Origin of the sequence: Streptomyces sp. NPDC006193 (assembly GCF_040613915.1) — a bacterium.
In the GTDB taxonomy this organism is placed as follows: domain Bacteria; phylum Actinomycetota; class Actinomycetes; order Streptomycetales; family Streptomycetaceae; genus Streptomyces.
In genome coordinates, this window is the sequence record NZ_JBEXTB010000033.1 from 35,663 (window position 1) to 48,736 (window position 13,074).

At 66.3% G+C, this 13,074-nt stretch carries 10 protein-coding genes, 1 tRNA gene and 2 pseudogenes; 6 read left to right on the plus strand and 7 right to left on the minus strand.

Features of this window, described 5'->3' with window-relative positions:
* Position 1 precedes the first annotated feature (1 nt).
* Positions 2–121, plus strand: a pseudogene (locus tag ABZ261_RS24915) (IS110 family transposase); the annotation flags it as partial.
* Positions 122–353: 232 nt separating this feature from the next.
* Here the strand turns inward: ABZ261_RS24915 and ABZ261_RS24920 are convergent.
* Complete coding sequence (locus tag ABZ261_RS24920; RefSeq protein ID WP_356862742.1) at positions 354–2,036, minus strand: AIPR family protein; 1,683 nt, start codon at positions 2,034–2,036, stop codon at positions 354–356.
* Between the two features lie 627 nt (positions 2,037–2,663).
* Here ABZ261_RS24920 and ABZ261_RS24925 point away from each other — a divergent pair.
* Positions 2,664–2,742 (plus strand) — tRNA-Arg (locus ABZ261_RS24925).
* A 72-nt stretch (positions 2,743–2,814) separates the two neighbouring features.
* Positions 2,815–3,330: a hypothetical protein gene (locus ABZ261_RS24930; RefSeq protein ID WP_356862815.1), complete on the plus strand. Its 516-nt coding sequence runs from the start codon at positions 2,815–2,817 to the stop codon at positions 3,328–3,330.
* Between the two features lie 71 nt (positions 3,331–3,401).
* On the opposite strand, the pseudogene ABZ261_RS24935 reads toward ABZ261_RS24930, so the two are convergent.
* A pseudogene (locus ABZ261_RS24935) lies at positions 3,402–4,184 on the minus strand (site-specific integrase); the annotation flags it as partial.
* A 382-nt stretch (positions 4,185–4,566) separates the two neighbouring features.
* Between ABZ261_RS24935 and ABZ261_RS24940 the strand changes: the two are divergent.
* A complete protein-coding gene (locus ABZ261_RS24940; RefSeq protein WP_356862743.1) occupies positions 4,567–4,791 on the plus strand; it encodes a cold shock domain-containing protein in 225 nt (74 codons plus the stop codon).
* Positions 4,792–5,327: 536 nt separating this feature from the next.
* On the opposite strand, the gene ABZ261_RS24945 is transcribed toward ABZ261_RS24940, so the two are convergent.
* Positions 5,328–5,636 (minus strand): hypothetical protein, encoded by a 309-nt coding sequence (locus tag ABZ261_RS24945; RefSeq protein ID WP_356862745.1) that lies wholly within the window; start codon positions 5,634–5,636, stop codon positions 5,328–5,330.
* Between the two features lie 123 nt (positions 5,637–5,759).
* Positions 5,760–6,233, minus strand: a complete 474-nt coding sequence (locus ABZ261_RS24950) for a hypothetical protein (protein ID WP_356862747.1) — start codon at positions 6,231–6,233, stop codon at positions 5,760–5,762.
* A 547-nt stretch (positions 6,234–6,780) separates the two neighbouring features.
* Between ABZ261_RS24950 and ABZ261_RS24955 the strand changes: the two genes are divergently transcribed.
* Positions 6,781–8,655: a CPBP family intramembrane glutamic endopeptidase gene (locus ABZ261_RS24955; RefSeq protein WP_356862749.1), complete on the plus strand. Its 1,875-nt coding sequence runs from the start codon at positions 6,781–6,783 to the stop codon at positions 8,653–8,655.
* A 746-nt stretch (positions 8,656–9,401) separates the two neighbouring features.
* Here the strand turns inward: ABZ261_RS24955 and ABZ261_RS24960 are convergent.
* On the minus strand, positions 9,402–9,848 hold the full coding sequence (locus ABZ261_RS24960) for a hypothetical protein (protein WP_356862751.1): 447 nt from the start codon (positions 9,846–9,848) through the stop codon (positions 9,402–9,404).
* 35 nt (positions 9,849–9,883) lie between these two features.
* Positions 9,884–11,422 (minus strand): restriction endonuclease fold toxin-2 domain-containing protein, encoded by a 1,539-nt coding sequence (locus tag ABZ261_RS24965; protein ID WP_356862753.1) that lies wholly within the window; start codon positions 11,420–11,422, stop codon positions 9,884–9,886.
* Positions 11,423–11,485: 63 nt separating this feature from the next.
* Here ABZ261_RS24965 and ABZ261_RS24970 point away from each other — a divergent pair, with 63 nt between their 5' ends.
* Positions 11,486–11,809 (plus strand): hypothetical protein, encoded by a 324-nt coding sequence (locus ABZ261_RS24970; protein WP_356862755.1) that lies wholly within the window; start codon positions 11,486–11,488, stop codon positions 11,807–11,809.
* Positions 11,810–12,007: 198 nt separating this feature from the next.
* Here the strand turns inward: ABZ261_RS24970 and ABZ261_RS24975 are convergent, their stop codons facing one another.
* The gene (locus ABZ261_RS24975; protein ID WP_356862757.1) at positions 12,008–12,874 is read right to left on the minus strand and encodes an AraC family transcriptional regulator; all 867 of its coding nucleotides are present in this window, start codon (positions 12,872–12,874) and stop codon (positions 12,008–12,010) included.
* Between the last annotated feature and the right edge of the window lie 200 nt (positions 12,875–13,074).

Here is a 13,074-nt window from a genome sequence, read left to right on the forward strand (position 1 = left end):
AGGGCGCAAACACGTCCAAGCCGTCATCGCCCTCGCACGACGCCGCACCAGTGTGTTGTGGGCCCTCCTGCACGACGACCGGGCCTTCACCCCCGCCCCGCCCATCACGCAGACGGCTTGAGCATGGCCACAAAGCCGGCGGCGTGGCTGAGGCCGGTGGGGCTGCAGCGAGACACACGCGCACCTGATCGGTCGGCGTGCCCGCCGTCGTGGCTGACTTTCGTCGGCTGAGGCACAGACGATCTCCGGGACGAGGTGCGTCCTCACGGGTGGAGGGCGACCGCAGCCTTGACTCGGTCATTGAAACTCCAGCCCAAAGCCGCTTCACCGCCCCCTTATCTAGCGCGCGAGCGCTATTTGAGTAGCTCAGAAAGGTACTGCTCGGTGAAGTCCCGCGTGCGCCCAAAGTCGCGGTTGATCTCTTGACCGCCAGCAAGTTTCACCAGCGCTTCGGCGCAATTCTGGACGGCTGCGAGATAGCGATCGTCATCCCACAAGAAAGCATTGAAAGGCTTACAGTCCTTTTCTGCCTTCTTGTCGATACTCTCGACTCTTTCTGGAGCGCTCGACCCAGAATAAATGGTTCGCACCCCGGCCAGAAGGTGATATCGGGCAGGCTTCAATTCCCGTGCGATCGCTCCACTCCTGAAGAAGTGATCGAGCTTACAGAACGCGTAGGCTGCGGAATAGTAGTAGGCCTCATTGTGGGAGTCGGAGAAGACGTCGTTGCCCACACGGTTGCGAAGGTCGCCGTAATAACGTGCAGCCGTGTGAGGAATCCTGAGGTAAAGCGAAGCGAAAGCCTGCATTAGGTTACGGAGGGAGATCACCCTCCACGTGCCACGAACCTGAGCAGAACCTGACCATTGCCGCGAACGTCGTTCATAGTAGATCCGCTTACCGGGCTCCGCCTCGAACGAGTTGAAGTAGGCTTCGATCCTCTTTTGCAGCTCTGATAGAGCGAAGAGGTTTTCTTTAGTTACCTGACCCTGCTTATTGGTCGCTTTCGTGATGCTCTTAGCTACGTCATCGTCCAAAGTGACGATCAAGCGAAATGGGACGTATACGCCCTCCAAATTGTCTCGCTCGGAATGAAGGATATGACTGGTCTGACACCCGTTCACGACCTGGAAGTCAATCAGGGTCAGGCGATTGCCCGTGGACTTAAGGTCGTGCGCAACTACTGTGACCCCGTTGTTGAGGACGCAGAACCGGCTACGGTCACCTGATGCCAGCGTCTGCCTGATATCCGCGTTTACATCGGTCTCACCTTGGAAGTCGCGGACGTTATCGAAGAAGAGCGTCTTGCGGATTTCCCCTTCGTCGTCGGTTACGAGTTTAATGAACTCGCTTCCCGGAAGAACCCCAAGGTACGCCTCACGCACCCCTTCCACCTCAGGCAGCGTGGTTCGATTCTCGAACTGAACTGTCACTTCAAGGGCAGAGTCGATAGCGCGCCAATTCCTCTGAACTTCACTGGCGCCCCACACGTGAAAATCGACGCGCGAGAACAAGTTCGACCCAAGGAGCCGCTTTTCGGTGTCTTTCGTCTTTTTTACGATGGGACCACGGTTGTTCCATGCACCAAGGGTCACATAGTAGAGGCGACATACAGGGTTCTCGCGAAAACGACTCGATTCATCAAAGACCCTGTGGAGCATCTTCTGCTGCAGTTTTAGGTTGGGGTGAGGAGGCTCATCCTCTGTGAGCAGAGTAATCGAGGCGTCCGAGAAGATGCTCAGATCGCCCAAGTCAAAACTCGCCGACGTCTTCACCTGCGTCAACGTGATCGAGGCTTCGATTGCCCCGCCACCCGAAAGCGCGTCTTCCAATTCCGCCATATCGGAAACGAGTTCACCGTTAATGGAGAGCGCAAAGCCATCGATTCCGAGCGTTCCGTCGTCACCGCAGGAGAAATCTTCAACGCTGAACTGCTGGTCGTGGTGGCGCGAGAGGACGATAAAGTTAACGAAGCGCTCGAAGGCGACGTATTCTTTCAGATGCCCGACTCCCGCATCCTTTGCCCAACTCTCCATCAACCCGCGAGTAACCCTGTCCATTGCCCCTCCGTGTCACTACACTCGCCCCACGCCGAGCCTGGCGATGAATGCCTACCGTACCTACGTTTCCGCAGTTACGTGTCCGGAAGCGAAGTTTCCGGCCTTAGGTGACAGCCGGGACAGGTGTGTCAGCTCCGTGCCGAATCAGGTGGGCACTGGCGAGGAACACGGGGGCAGGCGGGCGGTGGTACGCCCCGACGAACGGCTCTCCTGGCCCCGTACCGTGGGTCTGGGCGCACAGCACGTGGTCGCGATGTTCGGCGCGTCCTTCGTGGCACCCGTTCAGGAGGCACTGGGGCCGCCCCACCGCTGCTCGACGATGCAACCGCCCGTGAGGTCTCCCCGAGCCTCCCAAGCTGAGGGCTCAGGCCCAGTCATCGCGTGGTCGTCGCGGCTTGCTCTGGCCGATAGCACTGGCAGCGTGGTGGACGCCGGTGGGGGCGCAGCCAGTCACACGCGCGCCTGGTCGCCCGGCGCACCCGCCGTCGCGGCTGGCTGTCGTCGGCTGAGGTTCGTGCCACAACTGTGCCAGATGAAGGGGGCAACAGCGGTCAACACCGGCGTCCCGCGGTCAGGTAGCCGCCCGCTGCCTCGGCCAGCAAAGCCACAGCTCAGGCCCGAGAAATACCCAGCCTCTCTCCTAAAGCGGGTGTCGCAGGTTCGAATCCTGCCGGGGGCACCAGGCGAAAGGCCCCGGACCGATCATGGTCCGGGGCCCTTGACATCCAGGTCTGACATCAACGGGGGACGGGACGTGTCAGGTGTCACCAAGGACCAGGCGCTCAAGCAGTTGAGGGCACTCGCGCAGGCACGTGCGTTCGGTCGGCACGTCGGCTCCGACCGCCTCATCCAAGCGGCTCTGGACGCGCTCTTGGCCGACGTCGACTCACCATCGCTCCCGCTTCTGGCCGGCCTCGGACGCCGGGAGGAGCATGAGGCCCGAGAACTGTTCGACCAGGTCGCGGAAGAACTGGGGATCGGCTTCGAGGCGCCCGCGGACCCGACCGCCGCCAAGTGGGCCCTGGCCTACTGGCTGGCCGATCAGGTCGTGGACGGTTCCCTGGATCCGGCTACGGGCGCTGACCTGATCTGGGCCGAAGTGGCGTTGGACCTCGATTATCCCGAGGAACTGCGGTCGGTCGTCACGTGTGCCATCCAGTTGGCGGACTGGGACGAGAGCTGGGGCGTCCCGCTAGAGCAGCTCAAGGAAGAAGCCCTTCGCGCGGCACGCGAACTGGTCGAGCGCCGAGGCCCCGAGACCATCGCCTGACACACCACGGAGCCCCGGAACCGATCACGGTCGGGGCTCCCACCTTTTGCACCGGCAGCGACGGCAGCCGGTCAGCCGAGGCCCGGACGGCTCCTGAGCAGCCGGTCCATGTGGCTCATGGCCTCCCGCTGCGTGTCCTGCACGACGTGCGTGTACACGTCCATGGTGATGCTGATCTGCGAGTGGCCCAGGATCTCCATCACGACACGAGGCGCGACCCCGGCTGCCGTGAGGAGCGTCGCCGTGCCGTGCCGGGCGTCGTGCAGCCGGATCACCCGGAGGCCGGCGGACCGGGCGACGCGGGTGAAGGAGCGGTAGAGGTTCCGCGGCTCGACCGGGCGCCCGGTACGGGTGGTGAAGACGTACTCCAACTCATGCCAGGTCTCCCCCGCCTTCGCCTGAGCCGCCGCCTGCCGCATCCGGTGCCAGCGCAGTGGCGCGATGCAGAGCGCGGGCAGCGGGACGACCCGACGACGACGGCTCTTGGGATCGTCGTCGTACTGATCGCCCCGGCGCTGCGTCTGCTGGCGGACGTACGAGACGCGGTTGTCGAGTCGTGGTCCGACCAGCACAGACCGACGATCTCACCCCGACGCAGGCCCATGGCGATGGCGAGCACGCGAACCTCATAGAGCGGGTTCTTGCGAGACCGGCGAGGAAGTCCAGCGTCTCGTCCAGGCTCCACGGCTTCAGGTCCCGGTTATCGGTGCGGGTGCGAACTCGGCGACGTTGCGCGCGGTCAGCTCTTCACGACAGGCGGAGGACAGCGCCGACCGCAGCACGCGGTGCTTCGCCGTCGCCGCAGTGGTCTTCTCCGCCAGGCGGACAAGGAAGCGACGCACGTCGGCGACGCCGCGCCGGACAGGCCCATGAAGAACGTCCCACCGGGAACAGCCCGGAGGACCACGCTGGAAGGGGTGAGCCGCAAGCCGTCGCCCGGCCACGATCCCTTGCGCCCACAGTGTGCCGAGCGTCGGCAGGCGGGCATCCCGGACGAGGGAGTGGGGCCGGGAAGGGAGTGTGATCAGCTGATCGCCTCCGGACCCCACTGCCTGCACCAGTACCGCACCAGAGCAGCGGGGAGCAGCCGGAAATCACCGTGTAAGCCGCCGCGCCCGACGACGCTACGCTCAGGCCGTTCAACCAGGTCAGCGCACATACCGGCCCCCATGATCGCAGCTTCCCGCGCCGAGGTCCCGATACACCAGCGCAGACGGGACCCGTAAGGTTCCCCGCATGGTGACTGCGATTGTCCGTGAGTGGCGCGACGAGGAAGGGTGGGGCGTGCTCGACTCCCCGGAAACACCCGGAGGTTGCTGGGGCCACTACTCCCACATCCATATGGAAGGGTTTCACACGCTGTCGCCGGGACAGCGAGTAGACCTCCAGTGGGAAGCCCCTGGCTTCAAGCAAGACGGGTACGACTACCGGGCGGTGAACATCGTGCCTCGGTCAGGCTGACATCCACACCTGACATCAATGACGGCAGACAGCAGCAGCTAGCGGTCCGTTACGACCTTGCCTCCCGGACATCCGCAGCTCGTACAGCCGCGTTGACCGAACGCCTTGCCGTCGACGTGAGCGACAGCGATGGAGGCCAGCGCCTGGTCCATGGTGACCGGGCTCTTGTCCTCGCCCTACAGATGGGTCAGCTACTCGGTGAGGGTGCCGCCGGTGGCGGGCAGGGCCCGGCGGCCGGCGCTCGTGTACCAAGCTTGGATCGGGCCAGCCGTTGGCGCAGCCGCGGCGGGGATGCCCCCTCGACCGTGGTGCGGGCCTCTGCCGACGGTCCGCTGGTCCGGCTCGTCGTGACGGTGGCGGAGGCGGCGGTCTCGGCGGCGGTAGGCCTGGTCTCCGCCGGCGGCTCCTCGGGTGTGGTTCTGGCTCCCGGTGAGGCGCGTGACGTGCGCGGTCTGGGTCCAACCTCCGCCTGGCTTGCCGGTGACTGCTTACCCCAGGCTGTTCGCGGTCAGTGCGCTCTCGTCGACGTCTTCGGTCTATTCGGTCATGCCGTTGACGACGCAGTAGACGACGTACAGCCCGTACAGGGCGAGGAGCAGGCCGAGGAATCGTGTCCATGCGGGCAGGGTTCGTCGCTGATGGGTGTTCCACATGCGCCGGAGTCGCACCACAGCGGAAACGGTGCCGAGTGCGGCGATCGCCGTGAACACCCAGAACAGCACGGGCCGGTCGTTCATCGGCGCGTTCCGCACTCCTGCGTTGCCGATGACGAGCAGCAGGTAGGGGGCGATGTACTGAGCCGGGTTGAACTCCCGGTCCCTCTCAGGGCTACCGGAATGGGTCATGAGGTGCCTCCGAAGCGTGGTAGGTGTCGGCATGGAAGTGCGCCCCACGGCAGGGAACAACCGTGGGGCGCACATGGGTGGTGAAGCCCCCGGGGGAGGGGCCGCATCAGGTGACCTGCTACCTCACAGGATGATGTCGATAAGCCATTCGATGGCCGTCTTGACGGAGATCGCGCCGCCCAGGGTCAGAGCCTTTCTCACCCAGCCGGGAAGGGAGTTCCACTTCTCCTTGAAGTAGCCCTTGCCCTTCTTCGCCCAGTCGGTCAGCTTCTTCTGCCATGAGTCGGGCAGCGCCTTGAAGGCCTTCTTCAGGGCCTTCTTCTTCAGCTTGTCCAGCAAGCCGTTGGCCGCGACGTCGTCGCCGGCGTACACGGCGGTGATCTCCGCCTGGGTGAGGCCTTCCTCTCGCAGGAGCTGCTGGCCCTCGGCGGAGTCGAGGTAGCTGACGAAGGCCTCGTGCGAGGAGAACTCGAACTCCGGTCCCCAGTCATCGGTGGCGGGGGCGGCAGCGGCCGTCTCGCGGCGCTCGGTGGCCTGCGCCGCGGTGGTGCCAGCGACACCCAGAGTGAGGGCGGCCAGAGCAGCGACCGCACTCATGCGGATATGCCGACGATTCACTATCGTGGTCCTTCGGGTAAGACGGTGCGGGCGCTGCCTCCGGTGCACTGATGGCCTGGAAACCGTGTGCGTCGGGAAGGGCGGTGCCCGCACCCCCGGATTCTTTGTGCCGGGGGCGCCGAAGAACCTAGTCCTCTTTCGATCATCATTGCCAGATCTTGAAACACATATACCCGGAAGCTTTCCTTTGCTCCGAACGGAGAAAAGGGAAAATCTTCGCGAAAAGGGCGGGCAGATAGAGGCGATCTACAGCAAAACGCCCAGCAGGGGGAACAAACCGGACTGGCTGCTACCGCCACCCCGAAACCTCAGATTCCGCTCAACTCCTGCATTGCCGCCCTGAGTCACTCCTGTAGGCAACAGCGCGCGGGCGCACGAAAGCGTCACACCGGTGACGGAAGCGGCTCCCAGAAGGCCGACAGGAGCGGCCCGGCCTACCGATGTCTGGAAAGGAACCGGAACATCCGCCCCTGGACGGAGCGGTATTCGTGCTCCGGGTGGACGCCCGGCCTGCTCCGTGGTTGGAATGCTGGCGATCATGACAGTTGCACCTCCGGACCTCGCCGGCTTCGCGTATCACCGCATGGGATGCCGCACCGGCCGGCAACGCTGGTGGCGGCCGCTGCTCGGCACCATGCTGTTCCTCCCAAGCTGGCTCGTGCTCGTCCTCCTGCTGTACCTCTTCGCCTACGCCCTCGGAACGGCAGCCGGATACCCGGAATTACCTGACGGCGGGGTGGACTTGGGACCGCTGCGCAATACGGCCCTGGACCTGACGTACATCGCGATCGCCCTGCCCTTCATCCTGCTCGTCGTACGGTGGACCGAGCGACGCCCCGCCGGCACCCTGTCGTCGGTCAGCGGACGACTGCGCATCCGCTGGCTGGCCCGGTGCCTGCTGGCCGCCCTCCTCCCGATGACCCTGTTGGCACTGGCCACGGTTCTCCTGCCCGACGACGGTTCCGCCTCCGCAGAGCCCGCCGTATGGGTCGGCTGGCGGTCGTTCCTCACCTCCCTGGCGGTTCTCGCCGTCTTGGTTCCGGTGCAGGCCGCAGCCGAGGAGTACGTCTTCCGGGGTTGGCTGACGCAGGCGGTCGGCGCCTTCCTGCGCTCCCCGTGGCTCGCTGTGCTCCCACAAGCCGTGCTGTTCGCCGCCGCCCATGGCTGGGGCACCACGTGGGGCTTCACCGACCTGCTGCTCTTCGGCCTCGTAGCGGGATGGCTGACCATCCGCACAGGCGGCCTGGAAGCCGCCATCGCCCTGCACGTCCTGAACAACCTGCTCGCGTTCGGTGTCTCCGCCAGTCGTCGACGGACTGTCCTCCGACGACACCGCCGCCGACGCGCCCTGGCTGCTCGCCCTCGCGGACATGGTGACCGTCCTGGTCTACGCCGCGATCGTCCTGCGCATTGCCCGCCGTCACCGCCCGCAGCGCCTCGCACTCCCGGCAGCCACACCACCCGCACCACCGGCGCCGAATGCCTCTTACCAGCCCTTCGTCGCGCCGCCGCCAGTCGGCATGCCGCACTCATACGACACCACACCCGACACCGGCAGGCCGAGTCTCGGAGGGCAGCCGGTGCGAGGAGGCGACCGCTGAAGGGCGTGTCTCTGTTCCGGCATCACCGGTGTTCTCGGAGGCGGATCAGCGGCCCGGCCCTCCGCCCCGCTGATCACCTCCGTCAAGGTGGCCGGCAGCGTATCCGTCACCACAGGTCATGCCTGTACGCACGAAATCAGTCGCAACGAATATGGTCACTTGCCGTACGGATCCTGGGGCTACACGGTGAACTGGAAGAGGTACCGATCCGTCGGCAGCGGCTGCGGGGCCCCTCGGGAGATCGGTCACGGGTACGGCGGTCCTGCCGACCAAGGAAACCGGCTGCAAGTACTGGTGACCAAGTCATGACCTGTTCGAGCCATCGGGCCGCACGGCTCGCCGGATGCGCTGTGGTGCTGTCGGCCTTGCTGCTCACCTCGTGCACGATGTCCGGGAGCGGTGGGAACGACGCAGTGGAGTCTTCCCCGTCGCCTGCGTCGAGCTCGCCTCGCAAAGTCGCTGAGCCGTCGGAAAGGAAGCTTACCGAGCACGCCCAGGCGGCCCTTGCTGCCGTCCGCGGTGGGACGCTGGTCGAGGCCGGCGTGGAACGCGTGGCCGACGGTGTCCACACCGAGCCCGGACTCGGCAGAGGAAAGACCTACCGGCTCAGCCTGGTGTGCGCCGGCAGCGGCAGCGCGCGGTTGGAGTTCGTGCCTGCGCACGCGGGCTCGGAGGCCACGGTGCCATGCGATGAGTCCGTGGTTCAGGGGCGCATCCCTGCCGACAAGCTGGTCCGCATCAACGTCGACGGCGCCAAGGGAGCAACCGGCGTCATTGCTTGGCAGATCGACGCCCTGTGAGCTGAGTGCACGGCGCCCCCACCCGCATCGCTGCTGGGGTGCCCGACGTGTGCAGCAACCAAGTACAGCAGCCACAGCAACCGAACGGCGGCCTATAACTCCCGGTGACCGATCCCTGTAGAGAGGCGGATCGGCAGGTCGTTCCTTCTGTCTCAGCGATGGGCGGAGGGTACTCCGCCTACGCAGGCGCGTTGGTCAACTATCGCCGCTGTCTGATCCATCTGTGGTTCTGTGAACATGAGCAGCCGCCACCGGATGGCTCCGACGCGGTGCGCATCCGCGCCTACGACTTGCGCTCCAGCGCCCAGGAGGCTCCTCCGGGTTCAGATGTTGACGGATGATGGGATGGCTGAGTCGGGCCGCGGAAGACGTGCTTGCGGACATCACGGAGCTACCGAAGGCGGACGCCAGAGCTGAGCTGGACGAGCTGAGAGCACGGACCCGCGACATCATCAGCCGACTCGTCGGCTCAGCGCAGGCCCCTGGGCCCGAACGCCGACGCACCGCACTCACAACCGCACTAGATAGCGCGGGGAACAGCGGGAACCAGGCAGCACCCGTCGAGGGACCGAGCGAATAGTGCGGGGCACAGAAAAATGGGACAGCTCAAGTGGATCTCCTGCCGGGCTGGTCCTTCGGCGTGTTTCAGGGGTCGTGCCACGGCCCCCATGTCCGTGTCGGACGGGACGGAGGCCACTCTCGCCGCTTCCGGAGGCACGCAGCTTCACACCAGGTGAGTCGCCGGTTCAGTCGAGGTCTCCGGTTTCCGCGAGGTGCTCCACGAAAGCGGCGGCGATGCGCGGACGGGGGGCGTCCGGGACGGGAGCGTCCGGGAGGCCGGCCTCGGTGCCCCACTCCGTGTTGAACAGGACGGCCATGCCTGCCGGCACCACGTTGTCCCTGAGCCACAGGACGAACCTGGCCGCGGTGTGGGCGGTGCAGTCCTTGACGGACACGCCCTCGGGAGACAGCAGGGCCATGCCTTCCAGCTGCTCGTCGTCCAGGGTGATGCCGAAGTGCATGGACGAGCCGTGGACGGGGCCGTCGGTCCCGTCATCGACGCGGATGAACTCGTCGGGGTCTCGCTCGCGCAGTACGGCTTCCAGACTGTCGTAGGTAAGACCCCAGGTGTGGCCCGCCGGCGGCGTGAAGATGTACATCGTGCGGAGTTCGGCGATCTCGTCCGGTTCCATGGTGTGCGGTGATTCCTCTGCGGCGGGTGGTGGGATCAGGGGACGTAGCGGGCGTTGCCCTTGACGCCGTAGGCGGCCATCATGATGCGCCAGTACTGGACCGACTCCTGATTGTTGGTGACGGTCTCGACTCCCCGCATCTCTGTGTTCCGGGGGTCGTTGAGGGCGGCCGCGTACTTCTTGAGCTCCTCGCGGTCCGACCGGTAGAGGAAGTCCTTCTTCCCCGTCTCGTGGTTCGCGCGGAGTTCCTCAAGAGACCGGTAGCAGCGCTGGTTCGGCCTGTTGACGTACTTGGCCTCGATCGCCATGCCGTCGAGGTCTCGGAAGCCATCCACCATCAGGGTGTTGCTCTTGCTGATCCCTGGCGGGATGGGGACCTCGTACTCGGGGTAGCCGGCCACGCGCCGCTGGTAGGCGACCTCGGCCGGTCTGCCACCCGATACGTCGCCTTGGCGCAGCGAGTTCAGCCAGGTCTGGAAGTTGTGCTGTCCTCCGGCCGTCAGCGGCGGAAAGCGTGGGTCTGGTGGCGTGGCCGGAGGGATCGGCTGGACGCGGGGACCGCTGGCCGGACGGTAGGCGACCGGGACGAGGGTCGGGACACGGATCAGCGGGCCCAGGAACGGGGGCACGCCGGGGACGAAACCTCCGTTGTCCGGCTGCGGCATGGGCACGCGTGACTTGGAGCTGTCCAGGGCGCCAGGGATCTTGCCCAGGGCTGATATCCGCATGTCGCCGGCGATGAGTTCATGCAGACCGCCGTCGTGGCCGTCTCCTCCGAACCGCGGCTCTTCCCACGGCCAGAGAAACTCGCCGGTGGGGGAGGTTTGCTCGTACGGCAGCCGCCGCTTGGCGGTCTCTATGTGATCGGCGTAGGCGTCGCAGGCGTTGGCGATCATCTTGCAGGCCACCGGAAGGTTGGCCATGAGGGTCTCTTCCTCGCTGACCTCACCGGGCGGCGGATTCTTGCCGACGAACTTCTTGAAGAAGCGATCGACCGCCTCGGCGGTGTCACCCACCTGGTCGAAGTTCGCGGTCTTCCAGGCTCTCTCGGAGTCCCAGTACGCGTCCTCGAGGATCTTGGACGCCTCACGCCACGCCTTGGCCACGGCACGGAGCTTCTGCGGCTGACCCAGGAAACGCTCGTTGAACAGGTACTGGTCGAGCCCGCTGGTTTCACCGACGACCTCAGGCAGGTCCTCCGCATTGTGGCTGGCACGCGAATTGCAGTCCGGTCCGGACGGCTGCGGGGCGATCCCCCGCCCGTGCGGGCTCTTCCCGAGGAGCTGCGCTGCGAGCTTGCTGTCCTGCTTCAGGAACACCTCCGCCGACTTGAGCAGGGCGCCCGCGCCGTTGGCCATGACCTGGTGAGCAAAACCGGCCTTGTCGAACACCGTGGTGACGGCTTCCTTGTAGACCTTGGCGAAAGCCCGGCCCGCCTCATCGTCGCCGGCCATGCCACCGTTCTCGCCGAGCTCCTTGAAGAGCAGGCTGAGCATCTCGTAGATCAGGTCACGCAGCCCCACCATCGACCAGGACGCGTTGACGAAGTTCGCCGTCTGATGCCGAAGATCCAACGTTCCCCCGCAGAGCCGTGCCAGATGCCCTTGGCACCGTACACGGTTGCGAAGGGCACCCGAGTGGACGGCAGTGCGGCGTGGCCCGACCTGGCGAGTTTCAGCAGCGTCGAGTTCGAGCGGGCGGCAAACGCCATAGCTCAGCAGGCCCGCGACCGCCGTGAAGGCGCCCAGGTGTCCTGGGGCAGGATCAAGGCCGCGCTGAGCAAGATCAGTGGCTTCGCGTCTCCGGGTGGTCCGGTACGGGCCGCGCAACGCCGCGGGATGGTCCGCCTGTCTCCCGCTGCACTGCGCCCTGCTGGGGCTGGGGGCTCGGCTGGTGCTCGGGTGCTCTCGCTGATCGGGGCGAGCCGGGAGAAGGAAAGCGGCGGCCGCTGGAACCGGTGAGCTAATGAACCGTTTGCGCCTCCTGGGCGGCGCAGGGCGGGGCCGTGCTGGGTTCGGTGGTCGTGGGGTCCGTGTGTCCGTCGGTGAGTCGTCTGCCGGCTGTGCGCAACGCCGCCTCCGCCCAGCCGGGGAGACGTGCAGCGCTCCGGTCGGCCCGGAAGGCCGGCCGGGGCGTTCGCGTACGCCTCCCCGAGGGGCTCAGCCGTGTTCGGGTTCCACCGGGAGCCAGAGTTCGGCGTCGGCCTCGGTCCTGTCCGGCGACAGTCGGGTGCGCAGGATCTCCGGACCCGGCCGGCCGCGGTACGGGTTGGACGGGAACCACTCGGTGAAGGCGTCCCGCCACAGGTTCTGGATGGCCTGCGGCACCGGGCCGGAGGTGGTGAAGACCGCCCAGGCGCCGGCCGGGACGGTCAGCGCGGTGGTGCCCTCGGGGGCGGGCGCGGAGGTGATCACGCCGTGGTGGTAGTCGAGTTCGGTGCCCTCGGCGCGGCTGGGGTCCAGGTCGTCGCAGACCGCGACGATGCCGTGCGGCTCCTGGTCCGACAGCTTCTCCAGGCGCTCCAGCGTCTGCGGGTCGATCCCGCGGACGAAGTCGACGATCGCCTGGTTGGGTCCCGAATGCACCAGCGGCACCCGGGTCTTGAGCCCGACGACGGTGAACTCCGCCTTGTCCACTACTCGGTATCGCATACTGCTGCTTCCTTCGACGGTGAGGCGGAAGGCCATCCGGGGCTGGGAGCTGAGTTCGGCCCGGGTGCGCCGGGCCTCGCCCGGTCCGATGCCGTGCATGGCACGGAACGCCCGCGCGAACGCCTCGCCGGAGCCGTAGCCGTAGCGCACCGCGATGTCCAGCAAGGTCTCGCGGCCCGCGAGCACTTCCGCGCCCGCCAGGGTGAGCCGGCGGCGCCGGATGTACTCCGACAGCGGCATGCCGGCGAGCGCGGAGAACATCCGGCGCAGGTGGTACTCCGAGGTGGCCGCGATGCGGGCCAGCTCGCCGGCCTCGATGTCCTGGCCGAGACGGCGCTCGATGTGCTCCATGGCCTGGTTCAGCCGCTCCAGCATGCCCGGCCTCCTTCCTTGTGACGCCTTGTGACGTCCACGACGTTAGGCAGCGCCTGCCGTGCCGGACCCGACTTCTCGTGCCCGATGGAGTCGGGTGAACGGGGCGCGCGGCGTGGTCGGGACCCCGGCGGGTGCGGCGGGGCGCGCGTGGCCGGCGGGGCGCGCGTGGCCGGCGGGGTCCGGCTCGGCGGCGCGGGGCG